This window comes from Loktanella fryxellensis (assembly GCF_900110065.1).
Lineage (GTDB): Bacteria > Pseudomonadota > Alphaproteobacteria > Rhodobacterales > Rhodobacteraceae > Loktanella > Loktanella fryxellensis.
This window is the reverse complement of sequence record NZ_FOCI01000010.1, coordinates 38340-52950: the sequence shown is the minus strand read 5'-3', so window position 1 is coordinate 52950 and position 14611 is coordinate 38340. Positions and strand designations below refer to the sequence as shown.

15 protein-coding genes are annotated in these 14611 nt (G+C 64.6%); 9 read left to right on the top strand and 6 right to left on the bottom strand.

From position 1 onward, the window contains the following. Nucleotides 1-6 precede the first annotated feature (6 nt). Nucleotides 7-849 (top strand): LOG family protein, encoded by an 843-nt coding sequence (locus BMX16_RS09380; RefSeq protein ID WP_089902223.1) that lies wholly within the window; start codon nucleotides 7-9, stop codon nucleotides 847-849. Between the two features lie 83 nt (nucleotides 850-932). Here the strand turns inward: BMX16_RS09380 and BMX16_RS18345 are convergent, their stop codons facing one another. From BMX16_RS18345 to BMX16_RS09365, 3 genes are all read right to left on the bottom strand, one after another. Beyond that, on the bottom strand, nucleotides 933-1094 hold the full coding sequence (locus tag BMX16_RS18345) for an HNH endonuclease (RefSeq protein ID WP_089902219.1): 162 nt from the start codon (nucleotides 1092-1094) through the stop codon (nucleotides 933-935). Nucleotides 1095-1805: 711 nt separating this feature from the next. Then, nucleotides 1806-2978 carry a dual-specificity RNA methyltransferase RlmN gene (gene rlmN / locus BMX16_RS09370; protein WP_089902214.1) on the bottom strand — a complete coding sequence of 391 codons (1173 nt, stop codon included), beginning with the start codon at nucleotides 2976-2978 and terminating at the stop codon, nucleotides 1806-1808. A 99-nt stretch (nucleotides 2979-3077) separates the two neighbouring features. Continuing rightward, nucleotides 3078-3611, bottom strand: coding sequence for an invasion associated locus B family protein (locus BMX16_RS09365; protein ID WP_177174621.1), 534 nt, complete (start codon nucleotides 3609-3611; stop codon nucleotides 3078-3080). 185 nt (nucleotides 3612-3796) lie between these two features. Here BMX16_RS09365 and BMX16_RS09360 point away from each other — a divergent pair, with 185 nt between their 5' ends. From BMX16_RS09360 to BMX16_RS09340, 5 genes are all read left to right on the top strand, one after another. Beyond that, nucleotides 3797-4810 carry an asparaginase gene (locus BMX16_RS09360; protein ID WP_089902212.1) on the top strand — a complete coding sequence of 338 codons (1014 nt, stop codon included), beginning with the start codon at nucleotides 3797-3799 and terminating at the stop codon, nucleotides 4808-4810. 3 nt (nucleotides 4811-4813) lie between these two features. After that, nucleotides 4814-5602 carry an exodeoxyribonuclease III gene (locus BMX16_RS09355; protein ID WP_089902209.1) on the top strand — a complete coding sequence of 263 codons (789 nt, stop codon included), beginning with the start codon at nucleotides 4814-4816 and terminating at the stop codon, nucleotides 5600-5602. Nucleotides 5603-5761: 159 nt separating this feature from the next. Next, a complete protein-coding gene (gene gpmI, locus BMX16_RS09350) occupies nucleotides 5762-7279 on the top strand; it encodes a 2,3-bisphosphoglycerate-independent phosphoglycerate mutase (RefSeq protein ID WP_089902207.1) in 1518 nt (505 codons plus the stop codon). Further along, nucleotides 7276-8376, top strand: coding sequence for a murein hydrolase activator EnvC family protein (locus BMX16_RS09345; RefSeq protein ID WP_245731459.1), 1101 nt, complete (start codon nucleotides 7276-7278; stop codon nucleotides 8374-8376). The genes gpmI and BMX16_RS09345 overlap by 4 nt, the downstream gene beginning before the upstream one ends. Before the next feature lie 12 nt (nucleotides 8377-8388). Then, nucleotides 8389-9807, top strand: coding sequence for a S41 family peptidase (locus BMX16_RS09340; RefSeq protein ID WP_089902205.1), 1419 nt, complete (start codon nucleotides 8389-8391; stop codon nucleotides 9805-9807). 63 nt (nucleotides 9808-9870) lie between these two features. Here BMX16_RS09340 and BMX16_RS09335 read toward each other — a convergent pair whose 3' ends face one another. After that, entirely contained in the window at nucleotides 9871-10332 is a 462-nt protein-coding gene (locus BMX16_RS09335; RefSeq protein WP_089902202.1) for a GAF domain-containing protein, read from the bottom strand. A gap of 235 nt (nucleotides 10333-10567) precedes the next feature. Here BMX16_RS09335 and BMX16_RS09330 point away from each other — a divergent pair, with 235 nt between their 5' ends. Then, a complete protein-coding gene (locus BMX16_RS09330; RefSeq protein WP_089902200.1) occupies nucleotides 10568-12145 on the top strand; it encodes a gamma-glutamyltransferase family protein in 1578 nt (525 codons plus the stop codon). A 1-nt stretch (nucleotide 12146) separates the two neighbouring features. Here BMX16_RS09330 and hspQ read toward each other — a convergent pair whose 3' ends face one another. After that, complete coding sequence (hspQ, locus tag BMX16_RS09325; protein WP_089902197.1) at nucleotides 12147-12473, bottom strand: heat shock protein HspQ; 327 nt, start codon at nucleotides 12471-12473, stop codon at nucleotides 12147-12149. A 218-nt stretch (nucleotides 12474-12691) separates the two neighbouring features. On the opposite strand from hspQ, the gene BMX16_RS09320 reads away from it, so the two are divergent. Further along, complete coding sequence (locus tag BMX16_RS09320) at nucleotides 12692-13276, top strand: transglycosylase SLT domain-containing protein (RefSeq protein WP_089902194.1); 585 nt, start codon at nucleotides 12692-12694, stop codon at nucleotides 13274-13276. A gap of 42 nt (nucleotides 13277-13318) precedes the next feature. Here BMX16_RS09320 and dps read toward each other — a convergent pair whose 3' ends face one another. After that, nucleotides 13319-13798 (bottom strand): DNA starvation/stationary phase protection protein Dps, encoded by a 480-nt coding sequence (gene dps / locus BMX16_RS09315; protein ID WP_089902190.1) that lies wholly within the window; start codon nucleotides 13796-13798, stop codon nucleotides 13319-13321. Between the two features lie 205 nt (nucleotides 13799-14003). Here dps and BMX16_RS09310 point away from each other — a divergent pair, with 205 nt between their 5' ends. Then, nucleotides 14004-14606 carry a LolA family protein gene (locus tag BMX16_RS09310; RefSeq protein ID WP_089902380.1) on the top strand — a complete coding sequence of 201 codons (603 nt, stop codon included), beginning with the start codon at nucleotides 14004-14006 and terminating at the stop codon, nucleotides 14604-14606. Nucleotides 14607-14611 lie beyond the last annotated feature (5 nt).

The window sequence follows — 14611 nt, the reverse complement described above, 5'->3', positions numbered from 1 at the left end:
TGTTTCATGCCCGACGACCACGAAAACCAGTTCCGCCGGTCATCCGAGGATCGCATCACCGCGCGTCAGGTGCCGGACACGCCGCAGACCCGTGCGCCGTCCTATGCGCTGGCCTTTGCCGACGACGCATTCATGGCGCGCGCCGACATGCGCCCGGTCCGGCTGCAGCTGGAGCTGATGAAGCCCGAGATCCTGATGAACGAGGCGGGGGTGAAATCCACCGTGGTCCTGTTCGGCGGCGCGCGGATTCCCGATCCGGTGCACAAGGACACCGCCCGGACACCCATGCTGGCCGACCTGACGCGCTATTACGACGAGGCGCGGACCTTTGCCCGGCTGATCACCGAACGGTCGCTTGCGGACGATCCCTGCGCCAACATCATTGCCACCGGCGGCGGGCCCGGCGTGATGGAGGCCGGCAACCGCGGCGCGGCTGACGCGGGCGGCGTGTCCATCGGGCTGAACATCGTGCTGCCGCACGAACAGGCACCGAACATGTATGTGACGCCGGGGCTGTGCTTCAACTTTCACTACTTTGCCATCCGCAAGATGCATTTCCTGATGCGGGCATCGGCGATCTGCGTGTTTCCGGGCGGGTTCGGGACATTGGACGAGATGTTCGAGGCGCTGACCCTGATCCAGACCGGTCGCATGGCCCGCGTCCCCTTCCTGCTGTTCGGGCGTGCGTTCTGGGAGGGTGTGGTGAACTGGCAGGCGCTGGCGGATGCGGGTGTGATCGCACAGGCGGATTTGCAGTTGTTCCGCTATGTCGAGACGGCGGAGGAGGCGATCGCCGCGCTGGACGGTTGGGGGGAAGAGGGGATGCGGGAGGAGATACCGGGGCGGTGAGGGGGGCATCAAATGGCGATATAGTAGATGGGAAATGCAGCGACAAAGTAATTTAAAAAAACAATAAAAGTGTTCTCAGCGCGCTAAAAGCTTTCAAAGTTGATCTTAAATTCACCCCGATGATATCTGGAATGGCAGTCCCTACAAAGAGTTGTGAAGTTCTTAAGCCCGGACGGCCCATCAACGCTATGTTCGATAATATGATGACCTTCAGCGTCGGCAGGATCATTTTGCCAACAAATCATGCACAGAAATCCTTCAGAGACTTTAATTTGCCTCTGAGCCTTTTTGTGATCATAAGATCTCGCAGCCAAATCTCTAATCTTTCCCTAACAATTTTGCAGCAATTTTCTGCGCCAAAGAAGGAAGATCTTTTGTGTCACCCCTCACAACTTTCGTCTGCGCGAGTGGCGCTATCTTTTTGACACCAGATTCATAATGATCACGCAAAGATTTGCTTTGACGCTTTGTAAGACCGTCTGTCCGAAATATCGCTGATTGATCTGTCGGATGCTTTTTTCCCATTTATTTATCCCCCTAAAACGATTCGAACGAGAAACTTCCAGACTTCGCTTCGACGGAATCATTGCCTTCGCCAATGACTATTCTATTTCCAATTACCGGAAACCCGTCATCATCGCGACCTACCATAGTCACATCTACGGATCCTCCCTTGCGCTTTACCACAATTGACATCATCTCACCAAACGGAAAGACATTTAGAATGGTATCGCCCTTCTTTAGAATGTTAACTGCTACTTCTTTCAAAATCGGAACTCCTCTCATTAGATGGATGAAGACGGCAAAACTGAGAATGCATTAAGCAGCTATCAATAAAAACGACAAATACTCCACACCAACATCGCCGAAATTTCAACAAATAACAAGAAAAATTCTACTAACGCATCAAAGTCCGAAGATATACTCTACTGATGATATAGCTTGTGTGGGTCGCTTCACACCCCCTCGCCCTTCCTCACCCGTCTCACCCGCTCCGTCTCCGACTTCAGCTGACCGCAGGCCGCCATGATGTCCTCGCCGCGCGGTTTGCGCACCGGGGACGCATAGCCCGCCTTGTAGATGATATCGGCAAACGCGTGGATGCGGTTGCCCGACGACCGCTTATACGGCGCACCCGGCCATTCGTTGAAGGGGATCAGGTTGATCTTGGCGGGGATGCCCTCGATCAGCCGCACCAGACGGTGCGCGTCGGCGTCAGTGTCGTTCACGCCGTCCAGCATGACGTACTCGAACGTGATGCGTTCGGAGTTGGAGACCTTGGGATAGTCGCGCAGGGCGGCCAGCAGCGCCTCGATGTTCCATTTCTTGTTGATCGGCACCAGACGGTCGCGCACCTCGTCCGTGGTCGCGTGGAAACTGACGGCGAGTTGGCAGCCGATTTCCTGCGCGGTACGGGCGATTTCAGGCACCACGCCGCTGGTCGACAGGGTGATGCGGCGGCGGGACAGGGCGATCCCCTCGCCGTCCATGGCAATCTTCATGGCGTCGCGGACATGCTCGAAGTTGTAGAGCGGCTCGCCCATGCCCATCAGCACGATGTTCGACAACAGGCGCGGGCCGTTCTCTCCGGTCCCCTGCCCCGGTTCCGGCCATTGGCCCAGATCATCGCGGGCTATCAGGATCTGACCGACGATTTCTGCAGGCGTCAGGTTGCGCACCAGCTTCTGCGTGCCGGTGTGGCAAAACGAACAGGTCAGCGTGCAGCCGACCTGAGAGGATATGCACAGCGTGCCGCGATCCTCCTCGGGGATATAGACGACCTCGACCTCGTGCCCGCCCGCGATCCGCACCAGATACTTGCGGGTGCCGTCGGTGCTGACCTGACGCGTGACGACCTGGGGCACCTCGATGACAAAGGTCGCGGCCAGCATGGCGCGGTAGTCCTTGGCGAGGTTCGTCATCGCCGCGAAATCACGCACGCCCCAGTGATAGAGCCACTGCCACAGCTGGTTGACGCGCATCTTGGCCTGCTTTTCCGGCGTACCCGCGGCGATCAGCGCGTCGCGCATCTGCGGCCGCGTCAGGCCGATCAGGTTCACGGGCCCATCGGGCAGCTTGCGCGGGATCGTGTGCACGTCCTGCGTGATGGGGGCTGTGATCTCGGTCATGGCGGCGGACCTTTCGGGCAATGAAGCAGGCTATCTATACGCAAACGGCCCCGGTTTCCAACTGAAAACCGGGGCCGCCGATGGTCGAACGAGGCTGGATCAGCCGGTGCAGCGGTTGGCCGCCTCGTCCACGGCGGCTGAGAAGCCGAGCAGCGAGAAGGTGTCGGTCGTGATGTTGCCGCGACCGGACCGCGCCACCAGCACCGCATCCGACCCGCGCTTCATCGCGGCGACGACCTGTGCGTCATCCTCCGGCGAGGCGGGCCAGGCGTATTCGCCTTCGGTGAACAGCTGGAAGGTCGAGCCGCCCACGTCGAGCTGCACGGTCGATCCGGGGGCGAATGGGTAGCCGCCGGTGAACATGATCTGGCCGTTCACGTTTTCGGACGGACGGTAGAACACCATCAGATAGATGTCGCCTCGGTTGCCCGTCGTCGGCGTGCCGCTGGAATCGGTCAGCGTGCTTTGCTTGGGCGCCGATGTGCTGATGCACTCGCGCGGGTTCTCGGCCTCGAACGTGCTCCAGTCCGTATTGGCGGCGACGAGGTTGTCCGTGGTCGCCTGCGCGCTGGCTTGCGATGCGACCATCAGGGTCGCAGCTATGGTCAGGGTGCGGAATGTCGATGTCATCATGGTCGTATAGGCCTCCAAGCTGCCTTTGCCTCTGTCCGTCCCGCCGGGTGGGGTCTGAACAACCTTTTCGTCTGGCGGGTCCGTGTTCAACGGGATAGCCCTGCCTCTAGCAAAAAATCGCCCAAACTGCAAAGCCCCCATCGGCGCACAAACCCGTGGGGACGCGACGCCCAAGGAGACATGCCATGACCACCGTAGCCTGCGCCCCCGTCGATCTGGTCGAGGTCTGGCGTGGCGACATCCTCGAATCCATGCATCAGGGCCATGCGGTGATCTGTGGCGCGGACGGACAGATCGTGGACGCGTGGGGCGATGCGGGGGCGGTGATCTATCCCCGGTCGTCGTGCAAGATGATCCAGGCGCTGCCCCTGATCGAAAGCGGTGCCGCCGATGCCCACGGGCTGGGAACGCGGCAGCTGGCGCTGGCCTGCGCCAGCCATCAGGGTGCGCGCATCCATACCGATCCGGTGCAGGACTGGCTGGATACGCTGGGACTGCAGGATGCGGATTTCCGCTGCGGGCCGCAATGGCCCGCCGACGTGCCCGCCCGCAATGCGATCATCCGCGCCCACGCCGGTCCTTGCCAGATCCACAACAACTGCTCCGGCAAACATGCAGGGTTTCTGACGTTGAACCGCCACATCAGCGGCGGGGCGGATTACGAACTGGTCGATCACCCAGTGCAGCAGATGGGCCGCGCCGCGTTTCAGGAGACGACCGGCGAGGACAGCCCCGGTTACGGGATCGACGGCTGTTCCGCGCCCAATTTCGCCACGACGGTCCACGGTCTGGCCCGCGCGATGGCCGCATTCGCCAGCGCCCATGACCGCAGCGACACGCGGTCGCACGCCATGGTGCGCCTGCGCGAGGCGATGATGCTGCACCCGGAACTGGTGGCCGGAGAGACGCGCGCCTGCACCGACCTGATGCGCGCGATGGATGGCCGTGCCGCGATCAAGACCGGCGCCGAGGGCGTCTTCGTCGCCATCGTGCCGGAAGCACGCGTCGGTGTCGCGCTGAAGATCGCGGACGGCACCACCCGCGCGGCGGAGGCGGCGATTGCCGCGATCCTGGTGCGGTTGGGGGTACTGGACGCGGATCATCCCGCCGCCCGCGCGCGCATGGTGCCGGACATCCGCAACTGGCGCGGCACGCTGTGCGGGCGCATCGCTCCTGTCACCGCATTGGCGGGGCGCTGAGCCATGGCCTTTACCCTTGCCACCTGGAACATCAACTCCGTCCGTCTGCGCGAAGGGCTGGTCGTGGACCTGCTGCGCAACGAGGGGCCCGACGTGCTGTGCCTGCAGGAATGCAAGAGCCCGATGGACAAGATCCCGATGGAGCAGTTCGCGGCCCTTGGATATGTCCATGTGATCGGACGGGGGCAGAAGGGCTACAACGGTGTAGCGATCCTGTCCAAGCTGCCGATCGAGGAGACGGGGGCGGCTGATCACGCGGCCCTTGGCCATGCACGCCACATTGCCGGTCGGCTCGAGAACGGGGTCACGATCCACAACTTCTACGTCCCCGCCGGTGGCGACGTGCCGGACCGCGCGGTGAACGTGAAGTTCGGGCAGAAGCTGGATTACCTGACCGCGATGCGCGACGCATTTACGGCAGAGCCACCGGTCCGCGCGATCCTTGTCGGCGATCTGAACATCGCACCGCGTCCTGACGACGTGTGGGACCACAAGAAACTGCTGAAGATCGTCAGCCACACGCCGATCGAGGTCGACCATCTGGCGCAGGTGCAGGCGGCGGGCGGCTGGGTCGACGTGACCCGCGCCGACATCCCCAACGGCAACCTCTACAGCTGGTGGTCGTATCGGTCGCCCGACTGGGATACGGCGGACAAGGGCCGCAGGCTGGACCACATCTGGGCCACGCCGGACATCGCGGGCGCAGCATCGGGCAGCCGCATCCTGCGCCACGTGCGAGGCTGGACGCAGCCCAGCGACCACGTGCCAGTCTTCGCGAGTTTCGATCTGTAGCGAACGCCCGGTGGTGCCACCTCACCTCAGTCAGCGCCCCTTCGGGCCGGCCTACGGCGGAAGTATTTGCGGCAAGATGATGAACCGGCGTGATGCGACGGCGGTTTTCTGCAGCGCGGGATTGCGCTAGGGCTGTCGCGACGTAACCGGAGGTCTGCCATGTCGATCGCACCGAAACCTGTCGTGCTGTGCATCCTTGACGGCTGGGGCCTGAGCGAGACGCGCACGGGCAATGCCCCGCTGCTGGCGCACACGCCGACGATGGACCGGCTGATGGCGAGCTGCCCCCATGCGACGCTGGTGACCTATGGCCCGGACGTGGGCCTGCCGCGCGGGCAGATGGGCAATTCCGAGGTGGGACACACCAACATCGGTGCGGGCCGCGTCGTGGCGATGGACCTTGGGCAGATCGACCTTGCCATCGAGGAACGCACCTACGGCGAAACCGACGGCCTGCGGGATTTCGCTGCGCGGCTAAAGGATACGGGCGGGCGGGCGCACCTGATGGGCGTGGTGTCCGACGGCGGCGTGCATGGCCATGTCGCGCATCTGCTGGAGACCGCGCGTCTGCTGACGGCGCAGGGCATCCCGGTCGTCATCCACGCCATCACCGACGGGCGCGACGTGGCCCCGTCCTCGGCCAGCCGGTACATGGGCGATCTGTTGCAGGCCTTGCCGGAGGGCGCAGAGGTGGTGACGGTCACGGGTCGCTATTTCGCCATGGACCGCGACAATCGGTGGGAGCGGGTGCAGACCGCCTTCGATGCCATGGTGCTGGGACACGGGGCACAGGCCGCGACGGCGATGGGCGCGATCACGGCCGCATATGACATCGACAAGACCGACGAGTTCATTCCCGCAAGCGTGATCGGCGACTACACCGGCATGCGGCCTGCGGACGGGTTGTTCTGCCTGAACTTCCGCTCGGACCGCGCACGCGAGTTGTTGGAGGCGATAGCGAATCCCGCGTTTACCGGCTTTGCCCGCCAGATGCCGGCCCTCGCCGTGCGTCTGGGCATGGTGGAATACAGCGACCGCCACGTGGACTGGTATGGCGCGGTGTTCCCGAAACGCGACATCCGCAACACGCTTGGCGCATGGGTGGCCCAGCACGGGCTGACCCAGTTCCGCGTGGCGGAGACCGAGAAGTATCCGCATGTCACCTTCTTCCTCAACGGCGGCGAGGAGGTGCCGGAAGTGGGCGAGGACCGGCAGATGCCACGTTCGCCCGCCGTCGCGACCTATGACCTGCAGCCGGAGATGTCGGCGGCGGCGGTGACCGAAGCCTTCGTCGGCGCGATCCAGAAGGGTTACGACCTGATCGTGGTGAACTATGCCAACCCCGACATGGTGGGACACACGGGCGACATCGCCGCCGCCGTCGCCGCCTGCGAGGCGGTGGATCATGGTCTGGGTCAGGCGCTGACGGCGCTGGAGGCGGTCGGCGGCGCCATGATCGTCTGCGCCGATCACGGCAACTGCGAGACGATGATCGATCCCGCAACGGGCGGGCCGCACACCGCGCATACGACAAACCCGGTGCCGGTGATCCTGTATGGCGGCCCGCAGGGGGCCGAACTGCGCGACGGACGCCTTGCGGATCTGGCACCGACACTGCTGGGACTGATGGGGCTGGACCTGCCGCCCGAAATGACGGGCCGGAGCCTGATCGCGTGAAACGCGGGCTGCTTGCCCTGATGGTCCTTGCGACTCCGGTTGCGGCGCAAACGCCGGGCGAGGCGGCGCAGCAGGCGGCAGAGCGCCTGCAGTCGGCCCGCACCGCGCTGGAGGCGGCAGGCGGTGCCAGCGATCAGGTCGCGGCCCTGACGCAGACCGTGCGCGCCTACGAGGATGGGCTGATCGCCCTGCGCGATGGCTTGCGGCGGGTCGCGGTGCGGCAGGACACGCTGGCGCTGGAACTTGACGCGCGGCAGGCCGAGGTGTCGCAACTGCTGGGCGTGCTCGCGTCCATCGGCAATGCGCCGACACCGTTGTTGCTGCTGCACCCGTCCGGCCCATTGGGCACCGCGCGGTCGGGCATGCTGGTCGCCGACGTGACCCCTGCCCTGCAACGCGAGGTCGAGGCGCTGCGCGCGCAAACGACCGAACTGGCCACCTTGCAGGCCTTGCAGGAAGGCGCGGCGCAGACCCTTGCGGACGGCCTGCAAGGCGCGCAAGAGGCCCGGGCGGCGCTGTCGGCGGCGGTGTCGGACCGCACGGACCTGCCGCAACGCTATACCGAAGATGCGGTGCAGACGGCATTGCTGTTGGCCAGCACCGACACGCTGGCCGATTTCGCCACGGCGTTGGCAGGCACCGTGGACGTTGCGTCGCCGGACCTGACACCGCAGGGCGACCTGCCGCTCCCGGTGCAGGGCACGGTGCTGCGCGCCTTCAACACGGCCGATGCGGCGGGGATCGTGCGGCCCGGCGTGGTGATCGCGGCACGGCCACAGGCGCTTGTGACGACGCCCGTGGCGGCGACGCTGCTGTTCCGGGGGCCGCTGCTGGATTACGGCAACGTGGTGATCCTGGAGCCCGCGCAGGACATCCTGTTCGTGATCGGCGGTCTGGCCGACGTCTATGGCGAGGCGGGTCAGGTGCTGCCTGCGGGCGCGCCGCTGGGCCTGCTGGGTGGCACCGAACCCGCCGTTGACGCGATTTTGACCCCGGATGCGTCCGGATCGGCCGCTGCGGCGACACAGACCCTTTATCTCGAGGTCAGAGACGGGCAAGGTTCTGTCAACCCGGACATGTGGTTCGCGCTGGATTAGACAGGATCGTCCATGAAGAAGCTGATGATGGCCGCGGCAGGCGGCACCGTTCTGGGTCTGGTGGCGACCACCCAGTTCGCCGGCCCGCTGATTGCGCAGACCACTGCCACCGAACCCAGCGTTTACGAACAACTCGACCTGTTCGGCGACATCTTCGAGCGGATCCGCCAAGGCTATGTCGAGGATGTGGACGACAAGGCGCTGATCGAGGCTGCGATCAACGGGATGCTGACCTCGCTCGATCCGCATTCGTCCTATCTGTCGGCGGATGACGCCGCCGACATGCAGGTCCAGACCAGCGGCGAATTCGGCGGGCTGGGGCTGGAGGTCACGCAGGAAGAAGGCTGGGTCAAGGTCGTCTCGCCCATAGACGGCACGCCAGCCGCTGCCGCTGGCATGATGGCCAACGATTACATCACCGCCGTGGATGGCGAAAGCGTGCTCGGCCTGACGCTGGACGAGGCGCTGGAACTGCTGCGCGGCCCCGTGGGGTCAGAGGTCATCATCAGTGTCGTGCGTGGCGAGACGCCGGAACCCTTCGACGTGTCCATCGTGCGCGACACGATCAAGCTGACCGCCGTGCGCGCCCGGACAGAGGGCGAGGCGGTCGTCCTTCGCGTCACCACGTTCAACGCGCAGACGTTTGCGAACCTCGAAGAAGGCCTGAACGCCCAGATCGAGGCTGCCGGCGGAAACGAGAACGTCGACGGGGTCGTGCTGGACCTGCGCAACAACCCGGGCGGGCTGCTCAATCAGGCGGTCTATGTGTCGGATGCGTTCCTGGACGGGGGCGAGATCGTCTCGACCCGTGGCCGCAACGTCGCCGAAAGCGACCGCTTCAACGCGACGGCCGGCGATCTGGCGCAGGGCCTGCCCATCGTCGTGCTGATCAACGGCGGTTCGGCGTCCGCGTCCGAAATCGTGGCCGGGGCGTTGCAGGATCACCGCCGGGCCATCGTGGTGGGCACGAAATCCTTCGGCAAGGGGTCCGTGCAGACCGTCGTGCCGTTGCAGGGCAGCGGTGCGATGCGGCTGACGACGGCGCGCTATTACACGCCGTCCGGGCGGTCGATCCAGAACCTCGGCATTTCGCCCGACATCATCGTGGAACAGCCAATCCCCGAACCCGTCGACGAAAGCGCAGAGGCCGAGGCCGAAAGCATGGCGCAGCAGATGCGGTCGGAAGCGGACCTGCGCGGCACGCTGGCCAACGACAGCCTGAGCGAGGACGAGATCCAGCAGATCGAGGAAGACCGCGCGCGGACCGAAGCCGCCGCCGCCCTGCGCGACGAAGACTACCAACTGGCCTATGCCATCGACATCCTGAAAGGATTGCAGGCGCTGGGGCCGCAGGTCGAGGTCGATGTGACCATGACCGACGCGGTCGCCCCGGCCAGCGAAGATGGTGCTGAAGCACCCGCCAACAACTGACCCCATTCCGGCTATTCATGACGCCCCGTTCCCGATCGGACGGGGCGTCTTACTGTCCGGCGCTCAAACCCCGCGGGCGAAGGTCGCGTGCAGGATCGCCGACAGCGCGTCCGCATCGTCGGTGGTAAAGGCATCGGGTTGATCGCTGTCGATGTCGAACACGCCCAGCAGCGCACCGTCGCCCCCCCAGACGGGCAGTACCAGTTCCGACCGGGTCGAGCTGGCGCAGGCGATATGGCCATCGAAGGCCTCGACATCCGGCACGAGCTGGACCTGCCCCGTCCGCGCCGCAGCCCCACAGACACCACGCGCAAAGGGGATGACAAGGCACCCGTGACCGCCCTGATAGGGGCCGATCTTCAACATGTCCGGCGCGGTGACGCGGTAGAATCCGGTCCAGTCGAACCGGTCGTCGCTGTGATGCACCTCGCAGGCGACGGTGGCCATCAGGGCGACAGTATCGTCCTCGCCTTCGGTGAGGGATGCGAGGGTGCGGGCGAGGGTCGGATAATCTACCTGTGTCATGTCACGGATCTAGCGTGTTGCGCGGGTCCGAAAAAGCCCTGAAAAGGCCATGCCGCAACCCAACCACCGCCACAAGACGATGGCACCGTGACGGCGTAGCTGCAAAAGCTTCTCGGCGCCGCGTCGTCAAAGCCCCCACCCAGTGACGCGGTGCCGAACCCTCCCCCCTCCCTCCCGATGCTGTTGCCTTTTCGCCAGCGATGCCCGACGTTTGCATGGAAACGGGGGGCCAACCATGCGCGATTTCCACACACCGGGCCGGTCGGCCACCTATGCGACGAACGGCATGTGCGCCACCTCGCATCCGCTGGCGGCCAAGGTCGCCGTCCAGATGCTGGAGGCGGGCGGAAATGCCGTTGACGCCGCCATTGCCGGGGCGGTGCTGCTGGGGATCTGCGAGCCGTCGATGACGGGGCTTGGCGGCGACTGCTTCGTGCTGCTGACGCCGCCCGGCACGGACCGCGTGCTGGCGCTGAACGGATCCGGCCGCGCGCCCGCCGGATGGTCGGCCAACGACCTGCGGGCGCAGGGGCTGACCACCATCCCGCTGAACCACCCGACAGCCGTCACCTGCCCCGGTGCCGTCGACGCGTTCTGCACCCTGTCGCGCGACTGGGGCAGGCTGGGGCTGAAGGCGGTGCTCGCCCCCGCGATCCACTATGCCGAGGCGGGCGTGCCGATCGCCCCGCGCGTCGCCTTCGACTGGGTCCAGGATTCGCCGGCGCTGCAGGGCGTGGCGCGCAACCGGTATCTGCTGGACGGTCAGGTCCCGGCGGTGGGCCAGATGTTCCGCGCGCCGGGTCAGGCCGACGTGCTGCGCCGTGTCGCGACGGAGGGTCGCGCCGGTTTCTACGAAGGCGAGGTGGCCTGCGATCTGGTCACGTCCCTGCGCGCCGCAGGCGGCACCATGACGCTGGACGATCTGGACGCGACCCGCTGCACCTGGACCGATCCGGTGCAGGGCGGCTATGGCGGCCTCGACCTGTTCGAACATCCGCCGAACGGTCAGGGCGCCATCGCCATCCTGATCCTGAACATCCTGCAGCACTTCGACATCGCGGCGATGGACCCCTGGGGCGCCCAGCGCGTGCATATCGAGGCAGAGGCCACCAAGCTGGCCTACGACGCACGCAACAGGTTCGTGGCCGACCCGGACCACGCCACCCGATTGGATCACCTGCTGTCGCCCGACACGGCGCGCGCGCTGGCAGCGTTGATCGACCCCGCACGCGCCATGCCCAGCCTGCCCGCGGCGGCCGAGGCGGTGCACAAGGACACGGTCTATATCACCGTGGTGGACCGCGACCGCATGGCCGTGTCGCTGATCTATTCGATCTTCCACGGCTTCGGATCGGGGATCGCGTCGGACAGGTTCGGCATCCTCTATCAGAACCGCGGTGCGGGGTTCACGCTGGAACCGGGGCACCCGAACGAAGGCGGTCCCGGCAAGCGGCCCATGCACACGATCATTCCCGCGATGCTGCAACGGAACGGGCGCACGGTCATGCCGTTCGGCGTGATGGGCGGGGCGTATCAATGCACCGGTCATGCGCGGTTCGTGTCGAACGTCACGGATTTCGGCATGGACCCGCAGGCCGCCATCGACAGCCCCCGCGCCTTTGCCGACAAGGGCGAATTGCGGATGGAACGCGGGTATGGCGATACGGTGCGCAGCACCTTGGCCGACATGGGCCACAGCATCGTCACGCCGGACACGCCGATCGGCGGTGCGCAGGCGATCCTGATGCGGGACGACGGTGTTCTGGTGGGCGGATCTGACGCGCGCAAGGATGGTTGCGCACTGGGCTACTAGGTCAGTTCATCTGCACATGCAGGGGATAGTGACCATCCTCGAAATCCCCGAACAGGTCCGGCAGGTCGGGGTGATCCACCGGCTCGCCGGAGTAGTCGGCGACGAGGTTCTGTTCCGACACATAGGCCACGTAAAAGCTCTGATCGTTCTCGGCCAGCAGGTGGTAGTAGGGCTGATCCTTGGCGGGACGCGACTCCTCGGGAATCGCCTCGTACCATGCGTCGGTGTTGGAAAAGATCGCATCGACGTCGAAAACGACGCCGCGAAACGGGTGTTTGCGATGCCTGACGACCTGGCCGAGGTGGTATTTCGCGCGTGTCTTGAACATGGATACAACCTCTACCATCCGTTCAGTTAACGGGTTTCGTCCGCAAAAGTCCATATTTCAGGCCTTGTAAACCAGAAACAGTCTGTCGGCGGAGAACCGCGTTTGGCGGATTGTCGCCCCCCCGCCATTCGTGATCGCCGCAGCCCATGTTGATCGTTCACAAATCGCGTCCGCCCGGTTAGGCTTGGACAAAATAAAAGACGAAAAGCGAGAGGCATATGAGCAGTTTCTTTCGCGCACTGGTGTTGCTTGCGCTGCTGGGTTCCTGTGGCAGCCGCGAGTTTACGGCCCCGCGCGACCTTGAAAACGCCTGCAACATCCTGTCGGAGCGACCGGAATACCGGCGTGCCTTCAAGCGGGTCGAAGATCGGTATGGTGTTCCCATGCCCGCCCTGATGGCGATCATCTATCAGGAATCGAAGTTCATCGGAAACAACCGCCCGCCGCACCAGTTCGCCCTGGGCGTGATTCCCATCGGGCGGCAGTCCTCGGCGACGGGATACAGCCAGGCCCTGGACGGGACGTGGGACGAATACGTGGTTGCGACCGGCAATCGCCGCGCGAAGCGTGAGGACATCCATGATGCGACCGATTTCATGGGGTGGTACATGACCGCTACCGTTCGCGAAACGGGTGTGCAGATGACCGACGTGCGCAACCAGTATCTTGCGTATCACGACGGTCGCAGCGGGTTCATGCGCGGCACGTGGCGCAGCAAGGACTGGCTGATTCGCGTTGCAAGCGATGTAGAGGCGCGTGCCCTGCGCTATGACACACAACTGCGGGCCTGCCGCAAACGCTGAGGCATGTGGCGCGCCGTCCGCAGAGGGCGCGCCGGTCATCGTTCAGCGCGGCGCGTTGGCGCCGATGAACCATGCGTCCTGATCGACGGCACGGCTGACTTCGGTCAGCACGTCGGCGGTGCCTTCGTCGCCCGCATCACCCGTCGCGTCGATGCCCTTGCGGATCTTTTCGCCCACGGTCAGGAAACGGTCCTTCAGCGCCTTGATGTGGGCGTTGATGTCCTGCTCTTCGACCGGATAGGCCTTCATCTCGACGCTTTCCGACACCGCTTCCAGCGTGCCGTGTGCGGTACCGCCCAGAACGACGGCGCGTTCGGCCATCGTGTCGGTGCTTTCACCCAGACGGGCCGACACTGCATCCAGCAACTCGTGGACACCGATGAAGCCCGGCCCCTTCAGGTTCCAGTGCGCCTGCTTCACCGCAAGGCGCAGAGCGATGGTTTCTGCGACGCAGCCGTTCAGCACGTCGATTGATTTCTTACGGGCCTGACCGTCGAGGCCGGCAACGAATGTATCTGTCATGGGACAACTCCTGAACCTGTGCGGCAACGCGTGCCGCCGTCTGACGCAGGACAATGCAGCGCACGCCGCATTGTTCCACAGGAGGCGGATAACAGCCCGTCAGCCCGTATCGACGGGGCGTTATCGCATGTCATCCGGGTCTGCGGCATACCAATGGCAACACCACCGCCCTATGTCGGTGGTCAAGCAACCACAGGTGAAAGCCATGAACAGACGCACACTCCTCCTCTCTGCCGCCGCATTGGCCATGGCCGGTGGCATGGCCCAGGCGCAGGAATTGTCCCTGAACGAGGTGTCGGCCTACCTCAACCAGCTGCAGACGGCTCAGGGTGGGTTCACGCAGATCAACGGCGACGGGACGCTGTCCACCGGACAGCTGTACATCAAGCGGCCCGGTCGCATCCGGTTCGAATACAATGCCCCGGACAATTCGTTGGTCATGGCGGGCGGTGGTCAGGTCGCCGTGTTCGACCCCAAGTCGAACACCCCGGCCGAGCGTTATCCCCTGAACCAGACGCCGCTGAACATCATCCTCGAACGCAACGTCGATCTGGGTCAGGCCAGCATGGTGACGAACCGCGTGTCGGACGGCACCACGACGACGATCACGGCGCAGGACCCGGCCAATCCGCAGTACGGCAACATCCAACTGGTGTTCACCGCGAACCCGGTCGAATTGCGCCAGTGGATCGTCACCGACGAGGTGGGCGATCAGACCACGGTGATCCTGAACGACCTGACGCCGGGGGCTGCCATCAACGACGCGCAGTTCAACATCCAGTCGGAAATGTCCCGTCGCGGCGGCTGACGCCC

Excerpts from the sequence above, each read along its gene's own strand:
- dps (WP_089902190.1), bottom strand. The coding sequence starts at position 13,798 with ATGACAGATACATTCGTTGCCGGCCTCGACGGTCAGGCCCGTAAGAAA.
- BMX16_RS09380 (WP_089902223.1), top strand. The coding sequence starts at position 7 with ATGCCCGACGACCACGAAAACCAGTTCCGCCGGTCATCCGAGGATCGC.
- BMX16_RS09335 (WP_089902202.1), bottom strand. The coding sequence starts at position 10,332 with ATGACACAGGTAGATTATCCGACCCTCGCCCGCACCCTCGCATCCCTC.
- BMX16_RS09330 (WP_089902200.1), top strand. The coding sequence starts at position 10,568 with ATGCGCGATTTCCACACACCGGGCCGGTCGGCCACCTATGCGACGAAC.
- BMX16_RS09320 (WP_089902194.1), top strand. The coding sequence starts at position 12,692 with ATGAGCAGTTTCTTTCGCGCACTGGTGTTGCTTGCGCTGCTGGGTTCC.
- BMX16_RS09365 (WP_177174621.1), bottom strand. The coding sequence starts at position 3,611 with ATGATGACATCGACATTCCGCACCCTGACCATAGCTGCGACCCTGATG.
- BMX16_RS18345 (WP_089902219.1), bottom strand. The coding sequence starts at position 1,094 with ATGATTTGTTGGCAAAATGATCCTGCCGACGCTGAAGGTCATCATATT.
- BMX16_RS09355 (WP_089902209.1), top strand. The coding sequence starts at position 4,814 with ATGGCCTTTACCCTTGCCACCTGGAACATCAACTCCGTCCGTCTGCGC.
- BMX16_RS09360 (WP_089902212.1), top strand. The coding sequence starts at position 3,797 with ATGACCACCGTAGCCTGCGCCCCCGTCGATCTGGTCGAGGTCTGGCGT.
- gpmI (WP_089902207.1), top strand. The coding sequence starts at position 5,762 with ATGTCGATCGCACCGAAACCTGTCGTGCTGTGCATCCTTGACGGCTGG.
- BMX16_RS09340 (WP_089902205.1), top strand. The coding sequence starts at position 8,389 with ATGAAGAAGCTGATGATGGCCGCGGCAGGCGGCACCGTTCTGGGTCTG.
- BMX16_RS09310 (WP_089902380.1), top strand. The coding sequence starts at position 14,004 with ATGAACAGACGCACACTCCTCCTCTCTGCCGCCGCATTGGCCATGGCC.
- rlmN (WP_089902214.1), bottom strand. The coding sequence starts at position 2,978 with ATGACCGAGATCACAGCCCCCATCACGCAGGACGTGCACACGATCCCG.
- hspQ (WP_089902197.1), bottom strand. The coding sequence starts at position 12,473 with ATGTTCAAGACACGCGCGAAATACCACCTCGGCCAGGTCGTCAGGCAT.